This is a genomic window from Coprococcus hominis (ex Arizal et al. 2022) (genome assembly GCF_040094675.1).
In the GTDB taxonomy this organism is placed as follows: domain Bacteria; phylum Bacillota; class Clostridia; order Lachnospirales; family Lachnospiraceae; genus Coprococcus_C; species Coprococcus_C hominis.
Genome location: NZ_JBBNHG010000026.1, coordinates 186,553 through 205,316, shown reverse-complemented (window position 1 = coordinate 205,316; position 18,764 = coordinate 186,553). Strand labels below are relative to the sequence as shown.

At 44.1% G+C, this 18,764-nt stretch carries 19 protein-coding genes; 3 read left to right on the top strand and 16 right to left on the bottom strand.

Going from position 1 to position 18,764, the window contains the following annotated elements; translation table 11 throughout:
- Position 1: 1 nt before the first annotated feature.
- The 4 genes from AAAT93_RS04425 to AAAT93_RS04410 form a co-directional block, all read right to left on the bottom strand.
- A complete protein-coding gene (locus AAAT93_RS04425; RefSeq protein WP_195541471.1) occupies positions 2-700 on the bottom strand; it encodes an ABC transporter ATP-binding protein in 699 nt (232 codons plus the stop codon).
- Positions 701-1,136: 436 nt separating this feature from the next.
- On the bottom strand, positions 1,137-2,066 hold the full coding sequence (locus AAAT93_RS04420; RefSeq protein WP_195541423.1) for a calcium/sodium antiporter: 930 nt from the start codon (positions 2,064-2,066) through the stop codon (positions 1,137-1,139).
- A gap of 297 nt (positions 2,067-2,363) precedes the next feature.
- The gene (locus AAAT93_RS04415) at positions 2,364-3,080 is read right to left on the bottom strand and encodes a hypothetical protein (protein WP_021986336.1); all 717 of its coding nucleotides are present in this window, start codon (positions 3,078-3,080) and stop codon (positions 2,364-2,366) included.
- 11 nt (positions 3,081-3,091) lie between these two features.
- On the bottom strand, positions 3,092-3,475 hold the full coding sequence (locus AAAT93_RS04410) for a VOC family protein (protein ID WP_021986337.1): 384 nt from the start codon (positions 3,473-3,475) through the stop codon (positions 3,092-3,094).
- A 640-nt stretch (positions 3,476-4,115) separates the two neighbouring features.
- Here AAAT93_RS04410 and AAAT93_RS04405 point away from each other — a divergent pair.
- Positions 4,116-5,396, top strand: coding sequence for an amidohydrolase family protein (locus AAAT93_RS04405; RefSeq protein WP_227573033.1), 1,281 nt, complete (start codon positions 4,116-4,118; stop codon positions 5,394-5,396).
- 7 nt (positions 5,397-5,403) lie between these two features.
- Here AAAT93_RS04405 and cls read toward each other — a convergent pair whose 3' ends face one another.
- Both cls and AAAT93_RS04395 read right to left on the bottom strand, forming a co-directional pair.
- Positions 5,404-6,963: a cardiolipin synthase gene (gene cls, locus AAAT93_RS04400; protein WP_227573032.1), complete on the bottom strand. Its 1,560-nt coding sequence runs from the start codon at positions 6,961-6,963 to the stop codon at positions 5,404-5,406.
- Between the two features lie 34 nt (positions 6,964-6,997).
- Positions 6,998-7,624: a lactate utilization protein gene (locus tag AAAT93_RS04395; RefSeq protein ID WP_227573031.1), complete on the bottom strand. Its 627-nt coding sequence runs from the start codon at positions 7,622-7,624 to the stop codon at positions 6,998-7,000.
- 253 nt (positions 7,625-7,877) lie between these two features.
- Here AAAT93_RS04395 and fliB point away from each other — a divergent pair, with 253 nt between their 5' ends.
- A complete protein-coding gene (fliB, locus tag AAAT93_RS04390; protein WP_227573030.1) occupies positions 7,878-8,984 on the top strand; it encodes a flagellin lysine-N-methylase in 1,107 nt (368 codons plus the stop codon).
- On the opposite strand, the gene AAAT93_RS04385 is transcribed toward fliB, so the two are convergent.
- From AAAT93_RS04385 to AAAT93_RS04365, 5 genes are all read right to left on the bottom strand, one after another.
- Complete coding sequence (locus AAAT93_RS04385; RefSeq protein WP_227573029.1) at positions 8,985-9,989, bottom strand: aldo/keto reductase; 1,005 nt, start codon at positions 9,987-9,989, stop codon at positions 8,985-8,987.
- Between the two features lie 30 nt (positions 9,990-10,019).
- The gene (locus tag AAAT93_RS04380) at positions 10,020-10,787 is read right to left on the bottom strand and encodes a carboxymuconolactone decarboxylase family protein (protein WP_177986643.1); all 768 of its coding nucleotides are present in this window, start codon (positions 10,785-10,787) and stop codon (positions 10,020-10,022) included.
- 13 nt (positions 10,788-10,800) lie between these two features.
- Complete coding sequence (locus AAAT93_RS04375) at positions 10,801-11,271, bottom strand: flavodoxin (protein WP_118671560.1); 471 nt, start codon at positions 11,269-11,271, stop codon at positions 10,801-10,803.
- Positions 11,272-11,668: 397 nt separating this feature from the next.
- Positions 11,669-12,544, bottom strand: coding sequence for a LysR family transcriptional regulator (locus AAAT93_RS04370; RefSeq protein WP_177969420.1), 876 nt, complete (start codon positions 12,542-12,544; stop codon positions 11,669-11,671).
- Between the two features lie 48 nt (positions 12,545-12,592).
- Positions 12,593-13,393, bottom strand: coding sequence for a class I SAM-dependent methyltransferase (locus tag AAAT93_RS04365; RefSeq protein WP_118544732.1), 801 nt, complete (start codon positions 13,391-13,393; stop codon positions 12,593-12,595).
- A 270-nt stretch (positions 13,394-13,663) separates the two neighbouring features.
- Between AAAT93_RS04365 and AAAT93_RS04360 the strand changes: the two genes are divergently transcribed.
- A complete protein-coding gene (locus tag AAAT93_RS04360) occupies positions 13,664-14,548 on the top strand; it encodes a helix-turn-helix domain-containing protein (RefSeq protein ID WP_227573028.1) in 885 nt (294 codons plus the stop codon).
- A gap of 1 nt (position 14,549) precedes the next feature.
- Here the strand turns inward: AAAT93_RS04360 and AAAT93_RS04355 are convergent, their stop codons facing one another.
- From AAAT93_RS04355 to AAAT93_RS04335, 5 genes are all read right to left on the bottom strand, one after another.
- Positions 14,550-15,146 (bottom strand): N-acetyltransferase, encoded by a 597-nt coding sequence (locus tag AAAT93_RS04355; RefSeq protein ID WP_117781616.1) that lies wholly within the window; start codon positions 15,144-15,146, stop codon positions 14,550-14,552.
- Positions 15,147-15,457: 311 nt separating this feature from the next.
- Complete coding sequence (gene fucO / locus AAAT93_RS04350) at positions 15,458-16,603, bottom strand: lactaldehyde reductase (RefSeq protein ID WP_177970389.1); 1,146 nt, start codon at positions 16,601-16,603, stop codon at positions 15,458-15,460.
- A 256-nt stretch (positions 16,604-16,859) separates the two neighbouring features.
- Positions 16,860-17,396, bottom strand: a complete 537-nt coding sequence (locus AAAT93_RS04345; RefSeq protein WP_227573027.1) for a TIGR00730 family Rossman fold protein — start codon at positions 17,394-17,396, stop codon at positions 16,860-16,862.
- 31 nt (positions 17,397-17,427) lie between these two features.
- Positions 17,428-18,327: an AraC family transcriptional regulator gene (locus AAAT93_RS04340; protein ID WP_118671563.1), complete on the bottom strand. Its 900-nt coding sequence runs from the start codon at positions 18,325-18,327 to the stop codon at positions 17,428-17,430.
- A 183-nt stretch (positions 18,328-18,510) separates the two neighbouring features.
- Positions 18,511-18,699, bottom strand: a complete 189-nt coding sequence (locus AAAT93_RS04335; RefSeq protein ID WP_021986354.1) for a hypothetical protein — start codon at positions 18,697-18,699, stop codon at positions 18,511-18,513.
- Positions 18,700-18,764 lie beyond the last annotated feature (65 nt).

The following is an 18,764-nucleotide window of genomic DNA, read 5'->3' as shown; positions in this document are numbered from 1 at the left end:
ATTACAACTCCATCTCCTCTACTCGTTTCTTATCTGCATTCTTCTGATTGGATACAACCTTGCCATCCGTGATCTTGATGATCCGGTCTGCCATTCCGGCGATGTTCAGGTTGTGTGTAATAATCACGACTGTCGTCTTATATGTATCATTCATTTTCTGTACACGCTGCAATACATCCTTTGATGACTTTGTATCAAGCGCACCGGTTAACTCGTCACAGAGAAGGATATCCGGCTTCTTCACCATTGCCCGCGCGATTGCAACACGCTGCTGCTGACCACCAGAAAGCTCCTTTGGAAAATGTGTCTCATACTTCTTCAGTCCCAGTTCTTCGATCAGTGTGTCGGTACTGAGCGGCTCCTGCACAAGCTCTGCTGTCATCTCAATATTTTCACGCACAGTCAGATCCGGCGTCAGATTGTAGGACTGGAATACGAATCCAAGCTTCTCCCTCCGATACAGCTCCAGCTCTTTGGCAGACATCTTCTCCAGATTGGTTCCGTCTACCAGCATACTTCCCTCGGTCAACTTATCCAGACCGCCAAGGATATTCAGCAATGTACTTTTACCACTTCCACTCGGACCTAAGATTACGACGATCTCGCCCTTCTCTACCCCAAACTCGGCATGATCGAGCGCGAACACCGTTGCTTCTCCCTCTCCGTATTTCTTTACCAGATTTTTTCCTTCGATAAACATTCTGCGTCCTCCCTACTATATGCGAATATTTTTGTTGTTTTATTCGTATATATGTTAGTTCTGGCTAACTCGTTTGTCAAGAGGTTTTACGAATGTTTTTTATTTTTTATTCGTGTGGCGTACGTTTTTGTATGAATTGGTTGATATAGATGACTGTTGCAGTGTGGTTTTTGTATGAATTTGGGGATATTGTTGACTGCTGTTGGGTGACTTTTGCTGATTACCACTTTTTTACCCAACTATCTCTCATCTTTATTGGTGGGTTTGGGGAAATTTTTCGAATTTAGATTTTTTCACCCAGTGAAATTGTCAGATTCTCGATTATCATTTGGGGTATTTTTCGAAATTCGAAAAATACCCCAAACCAGCTTGCTATATACATACTTTTATTGGGGAGAAAAAGTCAAACAAAAAGAATTTCCCCAACACACATTCTTTACATCATACACAGATACACGAAATACGCCACATAACATAGCAGCATGAAGATGCCGCATGGACGCCGCAGCTCCTTATGCTTATATGTTCCGATCCACAAGATCGCACCAACTACAACCGCAATGATCGTATCTATGATGAATTTGCTCTCAAATGGCACTGTACAGATGAGTGCAGTTGTACCGATTACGAACAAGATATTGAAAATATTGCTACCCACGATATTTCCGATTGCGATTCCCGCATTTCCTTTCCGCGCTGCTGTGACAGATGTCACAAGCTCCGGAAGTGAGGTACCCAGTGCTACAATCGTAAGTCCGATAAACCGCTCGCTCATACCGAAATATCGTGCGATTGCAGATGCTCCGCTGACTGCGAAATCGCTTCCCTTTACAACGAGCACACCGCCGATCACCATGAAAAGAATGCATTTCCATATCGGGTAATCCTTTGTTTCGCCTTCTTCCTCATTGGTTCCTTTCTTCGCCATCACAAACAGATAACCAAGATATAACAGGAACAAAACCCAGAAAATAATACCTTCTACGAATGTCACTTCCCCGCCGGTAATTCCAAATACCAGCAGTATGATCGTAACTACCATCATAAATGGTATCTCATAACGAAACGTCGAAGTCTGGATCGCTACATTCGTGATTACCGCTGTCACACCAAGAATGATCAGAATATTTAAGATATTACTTCCCACGATATTTCCAATCGTGATTCCTGCATTCTTCTGCAGCGCCGCCGTGATACTGACCGCTGCCTCCGGCATACTCGTTCCCATCGCTACAATCGTCAGACCGATGATGAGCTGCGGAATTCCAAGCTTCTTCGCGATACTCGCCGCCCCCTCTACAAACCAGTCTGCCCCCTTCACGAGAAACAAAAAACCTACCAACAAAATAACAACCTTCAAGAACATCCTTTCTACCTCTCTTTCTTTGTTTTATTTTGCAGTAGGTATAAAAAAAGAGACTCCTACCGCGTAAACAGTAAAAGTCTCGCTATTTCATCACTTTCCGAGTTATATGTTTCAATAACTGTCTTGACGAAGAAGTGAACCGCGACCGGCAAGCTACTCCCTTTTTATATGTGTATTCTAACAGATTGATTTTTATGAATCAAGTACCAAAATAGATTTTTTATTCTAATTATTGGTGGTAAATTTCATCTGAATAAAACATTTCTTACAACCGGTTTCCATCTTATTTTATTTATCTCAAATCCCATTGATATACATATATACGATCGCCGGCAGCGTCACGACAAGCAGTACAACACCAAGTATCAAAATCAAGTTATTTCCTTTTCTGTTATTCTCATCGAGATATTCATCCGGATTCGTCGGATTTATCCGGATGTTATAATATGCTCCGATCTCAAAATGATTCAGATTGGTGTACATGCCTTTTCTAAGAAGCTTCTCTTCTCCGTTATAGGAGATACTGTAAACCGGCATCGTTACATGCTTTCTTCTATGTGTGCCTGCGGCAGACGCACTTTCAATATCGACGCATTTTGCCTGAACCTCCTGCGTACATACCTGCTTCAGGTACCGGATTTTCCCAAGCGTACCTGCTATCATCATTATCCCGGCAAGCGGGAATATCCAGATCAATATGTATGGTGCATATTGATCCAGCATCGACAAAGCAATCTCTCCTTTTGTCAAGATATAAATTCCACATACAAGCAATGCAATCCCGACAAGCGGAAATACCAATACAATAAATGGATATGGTTTGGCTTTCCTATTGCAGATTACGGCGATCAAGCCGATCACAAGAAAAAACTGTCCAAGCAGCACAAGGAGAATTCCCGTATGATTCTCCAGTTTGGAACAAAACAGCATCGCTGCAATCGATCCCAGTCCCCAGATCAGGCAAAGCATTCCAATTATAATTCCCTTGGGATTGTTGTTCTGATTATCACTCATATTTTTCCTTCCTATCGCTCCTGAAAAAACTCGATTTCTTCTCCAAGCGGTCCTCTACCAAACGCGATTCTTGCCTTATATTCCGGTTCGGATGGAATCACAATATCCTTTGGTTCCACAAACACCTCGTACCCTGCTGCCTTCAGCTTTTCCACGCAGGTATCTACATCCTCGGTTGCAAGTGCAAAATGCCGGATGATTCCTGTCTCTGCCTTTTCTCTGCCATTTGCGAACACTTCCAATACTGCATTTCCAAACCGGAACATAGTGCCTTCGCTCCATGTTCTGGCAATCTCTAATTCCAAAATCTCGTGGTAAAAATGTACCACTTCCTTATATTCCTCTTCGTTAGCACATTTCAGACATACGTGATGAATCCCTTTAATTAAGCTCATTTTAACTCCTTTCCACACTTTCCCGCCCGTTTCTCATAAATGCTAAATCTACTTTATTATGTTTTATTCTATCAAAAAAATATAAACCTGCAAGAACATATTTAACAACATATTACTGCCCATGAACCATATTATTTTATTGCTCAATTTTATTTAATATTTTCATTGCATCTCGAACATATGTTTGATATAATAATTATGGTGCTACCCTATTCGGTAGGCGGTTAGCCTTCTCCACAAGAGTTATAGCTTGTGTTTACATAGAAATCCATTTGGGGAAATCTGTCGAGGAGGTTTGTGCTTATGCTTACAACGGAGCTTTTTATAGCCATTATCAGCTTATGTATTACTTGCTTTGCTCTTGGTTATGCCGTTGGTTCTAAGAGCAATGATAAGACACAAAAATAACCGCCCAGCCTGGTAAACTGTGAGCGGTTATTTTTATAACTAAACATTATCAAGGCTAACCGTCTATCGGTAGCACTTTGTAACATTATATTATCATTCAACCTTTTTCATGTCAATTATATTTATACCTCAATCCCGCAGCAAATGTACGACATTCCTGCGATTCCGAATATTGCCAGATCATCTCCAACTATTGTATAGTGGACATAGAATTAAGAACGGAGGGCTGCTTATGAATTACGCATTTACAAATGGAAAGATACTGGATGGAACCAAAGACATGCAGGTGCAGACCGGTCTTTGCATCCTCGTACAGGATGGCACGATCACCGATATCGTACCGGATACAGCCGACCTTGCCGGCTACAAAACCATAGATTTACAAGGACGTTATATCATGCCCGGACTCATCAACATGCATGTGCATCTTGCCGGAAATGGAAAGCCGCAGAAAAAACAGCGCGACAATGAAAAACTCGTAAAGAAGATAATGTGTTCTTCCCTGACACGTGCCATCGCTTACAAGATGGTTTCCGGCTTTGCGAAGGATGAACTGTTAAGTGGTGTCACGACGATCCGGACGGTCGGCGGACTCGGAAGCTTCGACACCCGCCTGCGGGATGAGATTGCTGCCGGAACAAAGGTTGGTCCGCGTATCCTTGCCGCCAACGAGGGCATCTCGGTTCCGGGTGGACACATGGCAGGTTCGGTTGCGATTGCCGCTGCCTCCATCCCGGAAGCACTTGCGCATCTCGAACAGTCAAAGAAGGAAAAGGTTGATTTAGTGAAGCTCATGATTACCGGCGGTGTGTTAGACGCCAAAGAAAAGGGTGTCCCGGGCGAGCTGAAGATGTCGCCGGATATGGTGCGTGCCGTCTGCGACAAAGCACATGCCGACGGCTATATCGTTTCCGCCCATGTGGAATCTCCGGAGGGTGTCCGCGTGGCTCTGGAAAATGGTGTCGACTCGATCGAGCACGGTGCGAAGATGGATGATGCGATGATCGAATTATTCAAGGAACGCGGTGCATTCCTCTGCACAACGATCTCACCGGCTCTGCCATATGCGCTCTTCGACCGCTCTATCACAAATGCGACCGAAGTCGAGCAATATAACGGCAATGTCGTATTCGAAGGAATCGTGGATTGCTCCAAGAAGGCACTGGCAAACGATATTCCGGTTGTACTTGGCAATGATGTCGGCTGCCCGTGGATCACACAGTACGATTTCTGGCGCGAGCTTTATTACTTCCACAAATACGTGGGTATCTCGAATGCATTTGCACTCTATACGGCAACCGCGCGAAGCGCCGAGCTTGCCGGAATCGGCGATATCACGGGATCGATTGAAAAGGGGAAAGCAGCCGATCTGATTGTCACTGCGAAGAATCCTTTAGATGATCTGCGTGCACTCCGCAACGTAGATATGGTGGTTGCCAGAGGCACGATCATCGACCATCCGAAGATTAAAAAGAAAAAACAGGTGGAAGCAGAACTGGATAAATTCCTGTAAAATACTTCTACAACAGTCCTGCAAATAACCGCATGAATAATTGTCCCAGACGCAGATACGCACTGCGTCCGGAACAATATTTTTCTGTCACTTCCCTGCTCTCCTGCATCGTTTTCTCCAGATCATGCCGGATAGATAATACAGCAGGATTGTCAACTATGAAACAGCCGTTCTCAAAATGATGATACAGGCTCCTGTAATCCAGATTGATTGTTCCGCAGGTTGCCATACAATCATCTGCCACACTCATTTTCGCATGGCAAAATCCCGGTGTCCACTCATAGATCCGCACTCCATGCTTAACCAATCCGTGATAAAACGAACGCGTAACGTTGTAAATCAGCTTCTTATCCGGAATTCCCGGCGTGACAATCCGTACATCCACGCCCCTCTTTGCTGCCAGACATAATGCATGTGTCATCTCATCCGTGATAATGAGATAAGGTGTGATAAACCAGCAGTATTTCTCTGCTTTATTTATGATACTGATATAAACTTCCTCTCCAACCTGTTCATCATCGGTTGGAATATCTGCATACGGCTGCACGAAACCAGCCTGTCTGGCCCGGTAGCCGGACGGAGTAAGATATTTCTCAACATCCACATCATCCACATCTTTGTCACTCACGGCGTTCCACATTTCCAGAAACGTCACGGTCAGGGATTTTACCGCATCTCCTTCCAAACGAATACCTGTATCCTTCCACATACCGTATGGCTGGGTCATATTAAAATACTCATTTGCGAGATTATACCCTCCGGTAAATCCTACCTTACCGTCAATCACCGTAATCTTACGATGATCCCGGTTATTTAAAAACATATTTAATCCAGGGGTAAATGGATTAAACACTCTGCACCGGATACCGACTTTTTCCATCTTTTTAATAAAATCTGTATTGATAAATCCAATTGACCCCATATCATCATAGAATACGCGGACTTCCACTCCCGCCTTTACGCGGTCTTCCAATACTTCCTGTACCATATGCCACGCTTCCGCATCCTCGATTGCATGATATTCCATAAAGATAAAATGTTCTGCCTTCGCCAGATCTGCAAGCTGCGCATGAAGCCCCTTGATTGCTTCATCATAATATGTGATATCTGTATTCCGGTACACCGGATAGCTTGAATTTCTCTGTATATACGTGGAGATACTTCCGGCTTTGGGGAGTTGCAAACGTAATCTTTCCAGATTATCTCTGTTAGCCGGAATCAATGGGAAAAGGCGGCTGTCGATTTTCTCATACCGTTTGCGCATCTTCCGTGTGCCACCATTTAAACCAATCAGCAGATATAACGCAACACCCATGATCGGGAATATCAGTATCAGAATAATCCACGGCATCTTCATGGATGAGGTCTGATCTGACGCATATAATGCCAATACAAGGATTGTTCCAAGCAAACGTGTCAGAAGATTTACAATCTCTGCATATTCGTTCAGTCTTGTTATCATGGAGACTATAAATATAACTTCAAGCAAAATACACACGGCACAAAAACATAACCGTTTAATCCCGTTTTTTGTTTTGGCTTTCCCTTCTAACGTATTTTTCTGCATAATAATTTCCTCTCATAAATTTCCGGCAAATGCATTAATATCCAAGTGTATCGTTCACTAGAATCACATGGATTCTTCCCTCATGACGTGAGAACCTTGTAATCAGGAACTGGCAACAGAGTGTATCCGGAGATTTACAATCGGAACATCTGCCTGTGACCTTGCACGGTGTCTTCACATCAAACCGCTGGGCGTTCGCCGGAGCTGCCACATTTCTGGCACGCTTCATCGCCGCATCAAGATCGGAACAGACCTTGTTCATTCCCACGATGAATAACACCCGCTTCGGGCCTTGTGCGATACAGGATACGCGGTTGGAATTTCCATCGATATTTACGATGATGCCATCGTTCGTCATCGCATTGGCGCTCGACAAGAATACATCTGCATCATATGCTGCCAGAAGTCCCTCACGCGGTGTCATATTCGAACGGTCTATGTAATTATAATTTCCTGCCTGCAAGGCATCCACCAGACCAATCTCGTGTGCGCTCTGACAACCACCCATCGCAACGGAGCTGCCCTCGCCGATTATCTCCAGTGCCAGCTTCAAAGCTTCTCCCTTATCTGCTGCATAGTAACCGGTCATGTTCCGGGATTCCAATCCTTTGATAACGGTCTGTGCCAGAACCTCATTTCTTTTTTTCATATTCTCGTTCATGATAATTCCTCCATTCTCTATGCGTGTCTTTTATTTTAGCACAATTTTACACATATAGAATCATGCATACCACCAGATTTTTCTTGAAAATGCATATAAGACACATACAAAACCGATTATAATATATGGCTGCTTTCCGGAATTGTCAACCGCATATTGTCCTATATCCATTTTTCATTTATAATGATTTCGCTATGTTAGACAGTCAGCCGATATTGGCTTTGAATACAGAAACGGAGAATTAAAATCACACATGTTAACGCCGGATTATTATAACAAATTCACCTGTATTGCGGACAAATGTCCGATCACCTGTTGTAAAGAATGGAAAATCGCGGTCGATGCAGACACGAACCGCCGCTGGAAGAAGCTGCTTCCGCCGGATACCGTACCGGAATGCCGTAAGAATTTAAGTGCCTACACAACGAAGAAAGACGGGCAGCGCGTAATCGGATTAGACGCGATGCATCGCTGTCCTTTCTTAGATGACGCCAAGCTGTGCCGCTTGGTGTCTGCCTACGGAGATTCTGTGCTCTCAGAAACGTGTGCAACCTTCCCGCGGGAATATCATACCTTTCACAACCACAAGGAAGGGATGCTCATGCCATGCTGTCCGGCAGTGATTGATCTGTGGAGAGATACGCTGCTGGATTTCCCACAGGTGTCTGATCCGGACGCACTCTTTTTGATCCGCGCTTCGATCATGGATCTGATTCAGGATATGAATATTTCTATCGAAGAAGCTTTATTAGAAAGCTTTTATATTCTATCTGAACTGGCAAAAAACGCTCCGATTACCATAGCAAAGGTAACTGAATATTTCTCACTTTCTTCGCTGTCAGAGCTTCGTGCAGCTATCCACGACGTAGAACTTCCGGCTGCGGACACATGGATGGAATGCAATGAGCTGTTACAGGATCTATCTGTAAATTATATCGGGGAAGGCTTGTACGCGCCGTACTTGAATCCACTGATTACGCTCGCAGAACAATTCACTGTACCAGACGATGAGAGACTTATCGATTTTAATAAGCAATTACATACCTACGATATTCTGTTTCGGAACTATGTGGCAAACGAAATATTCTCCGACCTGCTTATGCCGGAGGATACGATCGACGATATGTTGTTACATCTCGAATGGATTGCCATGGAATATGCATCCATCCGGCAGAGCCTTTTTCTTCTCTGCTCTGCCGAAGGAGCAAATCATCTTTCTTACGAAACCGTCCGTGACTATATCGTAATCCTGTCGCGCATGACCGGTTATGAAGATGCGGATATCCGCGAATATCTGGAAAATAGTTTTGCATCCCCGATCTGGGATTGGGGATATTTTGCGCTGGTGGTTGGGAAATAATTACTTTTTCTCATCCAACAGCACAACGCCCTGTGCCGGATTTTCTTTGATAGCTCCAACGACTGGATGTGGCACATACATCTCTTCCAGGTAAGCCACGTCCTCTGCGGAAAGCTTCACATCGAGCGCACCTGCTGCATCATCCAAGTATGCAGTCTTCGTTACTCCGACGATTGGTGCTGTCACGCCCTTTGCCCACTGCCATGCAAGAGCAATCTGTGACATCTTGCAATTGTGTTTTTCTGAGAGCTCATGCACTCTGGCAACCACCTTCATATCCTGTTCTTCCATCCGGTCATACTTTCCATGTGCAACACGGTCGGTCTGACTCCGCAGAGAATCTGTATTCCACACAGGTCTTGACAGATGCCCGGCAGCAAGCGGACTGTACGGCATCAGCGCAACATTCATCTGCTTACAGATTGGAATCAACTCGCGCTCATCCTCCCGGTAAAGAAGATTGTAATGATTCTCCATCGTAGCAAACGGTGTCAGTCCCCGCTCTTTTGCGGCAAGCTGCATATTATAAAACTGATATCCATACATCGCAGATGCACCGATTGCACGCACCTTTCCAGCCTTTACAAGACCATCCAGTGCTTCCATCGTCTCCTCGATCGGAGTATCAAAATCAAACCGGTGAATGATATACAAATCCAGATAGTCGGTTCCAAGCCTTTTTAGGGAACCGTCGATTTCCCGCTCAATCGCTGCCTTTGACAGTCTACCCTCATTGAAATACACCTTCGATGCGATCACAACCTTATCACGTGCCACATTCTTTTTCAGTGCCTGTCCCAGATATTCTTCACTGGTTCCTGCGGAATAACAGTTTGCAGTATCAAAGAAATTGATACCAAGCTTCAACGCATGCTTGATCACCTTCTCGCTTTCCTGCGCATCCAGTGTCCAGTCATGCATTGTACCTGCTTTTCCGAAGCTCATGCATCCGATGCAAAGCTTCGATACTTCAATATCGGTATTTCCAAGTTTTGCGTACTCCATGTATAAACCCTCCTGCAATCCCAAATGTTTTTATTTCAACTTACCATATTCCTCATCTGTTACCGGCTCGCACCACTCATTGGATGTCTCCTCGCCCGGTACTTCCACTGCCAGATGGCTGAACCAGCTATCCGGTGCAGCGCCATGCCAATGCTTAACCTCTGCCGGAATGTTGATGCAGTCGCCCGGTTTCAGCTCGATGGCTTCTTTGCCCTCTTCCTGATAATATCCACGTCCGGCTACGCATACAAGAATCTGTCCGCCACCGCTCTTTGCATGATGGATATGCCAGTTGTTCCTGCAGCCCGGCTCAAATGTGACATTGAAGATTCCAACCTGACTGGTGGATACCGGTGCCAGATAACTCTGTCCGATAAAATACTGTGCAAATGCATCGTTTGGCTGTCCGATTGGAAATACCATTTTCTTTGCATGCGCACGCATCGCCGGATCTTCATAAGGCAGGTCGCCTTCATCCACATCCCAGACTTCCTTTGCCAGATTGAATACGGCCCATCCATTTGGCCATCCGGCATAAAATGCTACATGGGTGATGATCGCAGCGATTTCCTTCTGTGTCACACCATGTGCTTTCGCATTCTGTAAATGAAATTTCAGAGAAGAATCCGTGATCCCCTGTGCCATAAGTGCGACTACGGTAATGATGCTTCGTGTCTTGACATCAATATCCTCGTTGTTCCAGTTCTCTCCAAATAATACATCATCGTTAAAATGTGCAAACTGCGGAGCAAATTTTCCGAGTGCATTTCTGCCTGCTGTCTGTGTAATCTTTGCCATGTTCTTATCCTTCCTAAAATTCTGTTACCAGTTCTTCGATTTCCTTCTTATTTGCATGGTTGAGCAGCTTACCCTCGACAAACTGTGCGCCCGGTGCGGATGGCTGCAATTCCTTTACGGTATTTCCGAATCCGCTTCCGCCGGATGTTGCGAACAGCACGATCTTCTTGCCTGTAAAATCATACTTCTCCAGGAATGTGTTGATGATCGTTGGTGCTACGTACCACCAGATTGGGAATCCAAGGAATATCTCGTCATACTCTGAAATCTTCGCGTCAGTGTCTGTGATTTCCGGTCGAATCTTCTTGTCTGTCATCTCTACGCTGCTTCTTGATTTCTTATCCATCCAGTTTAAGTCTGCCTTTGTGTAGGCTTCCTTCGGCGTGATCTCGTACAGGTCCGCGCCTGCTGCCTCTGCTACCATCTTTGCGACGTTTCTTGTAATTCCACTTGCACTAAAATATGCGACTAATTTCTTACTCATTTTTTGTCCTCCTAATTCTATTGGGCGGGCATATAGTGATTACGTACTGCCTATATTTCATTTCAGAAATATCAGATGTATTGTAACTAAGAAGAACTAAATGTTCTGATATACAAATAGATACCGAACGCAACCGCCGCCAATTCGCCATCCGTGGCTCAGTGGCGGCTTGTTTGAACATCGTGTTCAAACATTGCTGGATAATTACAGAACATCGAGTTCTTCTAAGTTCCAAACATATTCATATTTCTGAAATGAAATACAGACACATACACTAATCACTATATGCTCCGCAATACTACTAACACTTACTAAAAAAGGTGTAGTCTCTTTCTTCCTACACCTTGATTATAATTATTGTATTGTATTATGTCTAATACTTACATTGAATGCTTTATTATGCCTGAAAGGCATTGATCTCGTCAATGAATTTGAGGACAGCCTGCGCGTACGGAATGTTCCTGCGCCATGCGATCACAGTACTTGCCGTGATTTCCGGATACAGTTTTTTCTGCACAAGCAGATCAGATCGCCAGTATCTGCCGGCGCCTTCAATGGAGATTGGATAACCAAGCCCCTGCATCGCCAGGATTGCTGCATTTGTACCGAGATTGCTTGTAAATGCTATGTTCAGCTTCGCAAAGTCCTTGCCAAACCAATTCGCAAGCTCACTTTGTACGCCCGACCGTTCCGGCAATATCAGCGGTAACGGCAATAAGTCCTCTTTCGTAATATATGATTTTTCTGCCAGCGGATCGTCCGGTCGCATGCCTACAACCCAGTGGTCACTCTCCGGAAAACGGATATAATCCAGTCCTTCCAGATTCACCGGCTCCATGTAAAGCCCGATGTCTACCAGTCCTTTATTCATCATCTCATAGATCGTATCTGCTGTTCCGGTATGCACCCGGATCTGAACCATCGGATATTTCGCCCGGTACCGCTCGCAGATCTGTGCCAGCAGCTCCACTGCTGCGAACTCACCGCATCCAATCGTGATTGTTCCATCGACGACCTGACTTTCCTTGAATTCCTCCCGGATCTTATCTTCGAGATCGATGATTTCAAGGGCTCGCCGCTTGAGCAGGATTCCCTCGTCGGTCAACGTAACATTCCGTCCGCCACGGTTGAACAGCACGGTTCCAAGCTCTTCCTCCAATGCTGCAAGCTGTCTTGACAGCGTTGGCTGTGTGATATGTAATTGTTCCGCAGCCTTCGTGAAGCTCTGCTCCTTCGCCACGGTCAGAAAATAGCGTAATACCCGAAGCTCCATTTATCGATTCTCCTTATTGCTTATTTGCATGACAAAATTATTATATCACTATTTCTTCATCACACAGATTTTATTTGAGAAATTTCGTACTGCCGGGATTTTCCCGATCACCTTGTAAATCGGCATCAATACTTTCATCCCCTCAACCAGACTTACATCACGCTTATTCTTAAAACGAGGAATTACCTGTTCCAACGCCGCACCATTTTTTACGCCCCATGAAAACTTCGCCGCACTCTTCTCGATGGATTTCTCCTTGATATGCTTTACTACAAACGGCGACATCGTTTCTACAAGCACGACTGCTTTCGAAAACCGCTTGTCAAGAATATCGAATATCTGCTTGACATCCGCCTCGGACAGATACATCGTCAAGCCCTCAATGATTACCAGCACCGGCTCGCCATGATACTCGATGTCATCCATATAGCTTGCGTCCATTGCAGATTTTGCGATCTGGAAGATCGACCCCCGCTCCTCGAAGAAACGGCTCCGGACCGCCATCGTCTCCGGCAGGTCAATGTTATACCAGCGGTCGTATTTTCCTTCCATCCGATAGCAGCGTGTATCCATACCGCATGCAATGTTCAGGACAACCGCGTGTGAATAATGAGACAGAAAATCTCCGACCAGCTTATCAAGCACGATCGTCCGCGCGATTACTCCCAAGCTCATCGCCTTGTCGCTTTCCGCCTTGGAGAAATCATAATCTAGACGGGATACCACTTCGATTGCCCGCTCGTCGTAGATATGATGGTTCGGCTTCTTTGACTCCTGCGCTCTCGCATATAATGTCTGCAGCATTGTCTCCGGAACTCCCTGTACCTGTACTTTTGTTTTTTCGTTCATGTGATTGCCTCGCTTCCTTTTATTAGTCTTGCTTCTACCTGATTCTGGTAAGCTTTTATTGTTTCTCAACATAACAGTTGTTACGATTTGTTATGTTATAAAAAATGAGCTCCACAGCACCTGTTATGTTAGTTTGGACTAACCCTCTTGTCAAGTCTGTTTTTTGGTTTTCACCGTCTTTTTGCCAATGTTAATTTTCATTGCTTGCATCCGCCATAAACGCTTCGTATAATAATGCTATGCTTACCACATAAGAAAGGACGTAAAACAATGATCAACGAGAATATCAAACATTTCCGAAAAAAAAAAGGGCTCAATCAGGAAGAGCTGGCTGTGAAGCTGCATGTTGTCCGCCAGACTGTGTCCAAATGGGAAAACGGTTTATCTGTTCCGGATGCCGATGTGCTGATTCGTCTTGCAGACGTGCTTGACGTATCGGTCAGCCAGCTGCTCGGAATAGAAACAGAACCAAACAATCATCAGGCACTTGCCGATCAATTAGCGGACCTGAATGAACAACTGGCTCTGAAAAATCAGCAGGAAAGAAATCGTCTTCAGGCAGGCAGAAAAAGAGGTACTATTTTATTTCTTACATTCTTAACCATGCTGGTTGCATTGATTGTAAAAAACGAACTGGTGTCTCTCCTGTTAACCGGTGTGTGCATGATCAGCGCAGCCATCATTTTGTATCGTAATCTTGCTCTATTGACAAATGAAACTACAGATGACCTACGTATTGGAACCCTTCGCGTGACCACACTTATCAATATTGGATTTTTGATAATCGGGATTCTTGTTGCCTGTCTGACAGCACTTGATGTTATAACGTTTTCTGAAAATGGCGAGAAAATATTTGCGATGGCATTTATAAGCTGTATCATGCTTGCATCCGGTATTCTATGTCCAAGAATTCCATACAACCGGTACACAGGGTTGCGACTGCCATGGACCATACGGGACGAAGAGACATGGAAAATTGCACATAACATTTTGGGGCATATCTCTCTTCCCATTGTCCTGCTGTATGTCGCCTGCACGTTGACAGTTCCGGATTTTGGGCTTGTGACATCTGGTGCTATGATACTCTGGATTGGGATTCCGGGTGGTATTTCCGGCGTATACTATCTCAGGAAATACCACGGTCATCTTGGATAAATCAATCCGGATATTTGACCAGATCATATAATTTTCCATATTTTCCTAAATTACGTACACCATCTAATTGCATGCCAAGGTGCATGTATTTGTCGCATTTCGACTTCGCATCTGTCTCCAGAAGCACCGGAACCTGCAGCCGGTTGCCTTCTGCGTAGGCAAGCTCCATCACCTTCCGCATGTAACCCTGTCCCTGATATTGTTCCGGCACACAGACCATGCCGACAAATATATAAGGTTTCTTCTCTTTTTTCATCCGATCCTGCAGCGACGTTCCTCCCTTGGAAACTCCCTGTCCCATCCGAATCAATTCTTTTAGGCTCATTGAATGAAACAATGCTTTTACAAGCTGCATGCCTGCTCTAAGCTTCAATTTCTGTCCCGGCACCTTATAAGCAATATAACCCTCGCCCCGCTCGCTTGTCGCATAGAGCATACCGCCTTCAAATGCCATCCGAACATACCCGGCAATATACGTTGCGACCGCATCCTTGCTGCGGTAAAATGCGCCCATTCCGACTTCCTCTCCATAGTCATAATATCCAAACGCGTGCCCGATCTGCTCTGCCACCTGTGTATCTAACGTTGTTACCTTCATGGTTTCTCTCCCCTTCTATTCTGCTTCATATACTACTTTTATTTGTGCCCGTCTGGTGGTTGTAATTTTGTTTTTCTTTTAAGTTAGTTTCATCTAACTTATTTTATCATAGCATTGTAAAAATGGGAATACTTTTTGCGCAAAAAGGAGCCAACATCTTGTGATAAATAACATCACCAAGATGAAGACTCCTCTTATGATTTAGAAATTCATTTTTATAGTTTCGTTGTGTAGCTATGTTTTAATTTAATTAGCAATCATCACACAACCATTTATATCCGCTTACAGAATAGCTCCTCAAACTGCTCTACTTACATCAGCTTACGGAACATCTCCTCAAACTGCTCTAAGCTTGCCGGTCTAGGGTTGCCCGGTGCACACGCATCCGCTGCAGCAGATTCACACAAGAACGGAAGATCTTCTTCCTTCAGCTTCTCCAGCTTTGTCGGAATTCCAACATCGATAGACAACTGCTGAACCGCATCGATTGCAGCCTGTCTGTAAGTTGCCTGATCCATGCCTGTCGTATCAATTCCAAATGCTTCTGCTATGGATTTGTACTTTTCTCCTGTATATTCTTTGTTGAACTCCATGACGATTGGAAGCATCATCGCACAGGCTACACCATGTGGTGTATCATATACCGCACCAAGTGTATGTGCCATAGAATGTGCAATTCCAAGTCCTACATTCGAATATGCCATCGCTGTTACATACTGTGCAAGCGCCATGCCCTCACGTCCGTCCGGATCGTTCTCTACGGCTTTTCTCAAGTTCGCTGCAATCAGTTTGATTGCCTCTAAATCCAGACAATCTGACAGCTCCCATGCGCCTGCGGTTGTATAACCTTCAATTGCATGTGTAAGTGCATCCATTCCAGTTGATGCAGTCAGTCCCTTCGGCATCGATGCCATCATATCCGGGTCTACCACTGCAACATCCGGGATATCGTTCGGATCCACACATACAAACTTACGCTTCTTCTCTACATCCGTAATTACGTAATTGATCGTTGACTCTGCACCCGTACCACCGGTTGTAGGTACCGCAATCGTAAATACCGTCCGCTTCTTCGTCGGTGCAACGCCCTCCAGAGAACGAACATCTGCAAATTCCGGATTGTTGATAATAATACCGATTGCTTTTCCTGTATCCATGGATGAACCACCGCCAATGGTGATCATAAAATCAGCTTCCGAAGCCTTATACGCATCGACACCATGCAATACATTCTCAATCGTCGGATTCGGCTTGATATCAGAATATAACTCATATTCTATGCTATTTTCCTTCAGTAGATCGGTCACCTTCGCTGTCACGCCAAACTTCACCAGATCCGGATCAGACGCTACAAATGCCTTCTTAAATCCCTTTGACTTCACAATACCAGGAATCTCATTAATCGCGCCATGTCCATGATAAGAAATTCCATTCAATACAAAACGATTTACTGCCATAATTCATTCTCCTTTCAATCACACAATTCCTGCTCGTATACAAAATTCATACATTATGTGAAATTTGTACAACAAATTGCTTAATCACAAGAATAATTGTAACACATTCAACAAATTATAGCAAACCTAAGAATGTTCAAAATCCCACAGGAAACCCTATATAAAACTATATTTTTTCAAGTATTAACAAGCAGATATACATGTACATAGCGTATAGCATCTATCCTATGGCATCTTTATTACCTGACCCAACATCTCAATATCTGTTTATTATCTGCTTGATTTCCTCCAGGGAATCCGCAAAATAGATACCCTGCTGCCGCTCTGGTGTCGAGAGTCCCATCTCGATCATATGCGCAAGCAGTGCTTTCAAGCTGTCATAATATCCATTCAGATTATACAAGATGCATGGCGCGTCCAACTGCTTCAGCGACACCTTCGATATCACTTCCGAAATCTCTTCAAGCGTTCCTGTGCCGCCCGGAAATGCGATAAATGCATCCCCCAGTTCGATCATCTTCGTTTTCCGCTCCGTCATATCCTTTGTGACTATAAGTTCCGTCAAGTTGTCATATTGCAATTCCGCATCCATGAAAAATTTCGGTTCCACGCCTGTCACCGTGCCGCCAGCCTGTAGGACGCTCTCTGCAATTTCCCCCATCAATCCGGATTTTGATCCGCCATATACCAGCGCATTTCCGCTCGCACCAATCCACGTTCCAAGCTCCCGCACTGCCTGCTTCAGGCTCGCATCCTTTCCTTCAAAGGCTCCTAAATATACTGTGATGTTCATGTTTTTCCTCGCTTTTGTGTTAGATTCTGAATTATTTTCTTTTTACCGGAATCCAGATAGCACTGTGGTAATCAGCATCTGTGTTTTCTCCATTTACACAGTCATACCATTCCACATTCGCATTTCCGCTTATCTCATAATCAGCGTTACCCGGTAACCATTCTTTAAATATTCTGGTATTTAGTGATTGAAGTGCCTCCGGGATTGCTCCTACGCAGTCAAACACCGCCCATTCCCCCTGTTCAAACTCATATAGCATCATTCCTTCCGGAACTTCTCCACCGGCATATTTACCTGCAACCAGATATGTAAATTTTCCCTTATCAGCTGCTTTTCCGTCATCAATACAAATGCCATATTCTCCTATACAATTTTCCACGAATGCCTTTTCATATGGATTTGCAGGTGGATTACCTGCATATACATTAGCCGCATATTTTTCACAGATTTCATCCCAATATTTCGGAATTTCCTCATATGCCGTATCAAAGGAAAACTCTTTCGCAAAGCCTATCACCTTAAATCCAAACATTTTTGTAATCTTGTAGTCCATTTTATCTCCTCCTTGAACTGTAATTTTTACACTCAACGGAAGAAAGGTTCTTATATCGCCGCCCTGTTTTACCTGCACAGGAGAAATCCCATGAAATCTGGTAAACGCTTTCGTAAAGCTGTCCGGTGTGTCATATCCATAATCAAATGCCACGTCTATTACTTTCCTATTCGCCTTTTTCAGCTCAAGCGCCGCCATGTATAGCTTACGATTACGAATATACTCTGATATAGAATATCCGGTCATAATCAAAAAACCTCTTTGAAAATGCAGAGGGGATACATACACTTGCTCTGCCACATCCTGCGCACTGATGTTATCATTCAAATGTTCCTCTATATAATCAATAGATTTTCTGATTGCAGTCAGCCATTCCATGCATTCACTTCCTTTCTTCTGTATGGTTAAATGATACGCCTATTAAAGGAATATTTCTTGCCATTTAGAATTCAATTTTGTCCGTCTGCTAAAACTAAATTTCTCACATCTTTATAAGTAACAGAAAATTAAAGTTCTCGCTCTCTATTTTATCACGCATACATATAAAATTACATTCATATTTTATGTATTATAGGCGGATTGCACATAACTTGTAATTTGCACATAAATCACCATAATTCCATCCAGTTCCAACAGCCATTTCCATAAATTCTTATATGTTGTTACCAGATTCCCATTTGTTATCAGATTTTTAACCTGGGCTTTTTCAACCACATTTTCGTCCGAAAACCCACCACGTGGGCGTAGCATCCGGATTTCTCCTCCTTACACCCATATCTGGCTCATGAATTCATTTTCAACATGCAAAAATGGGC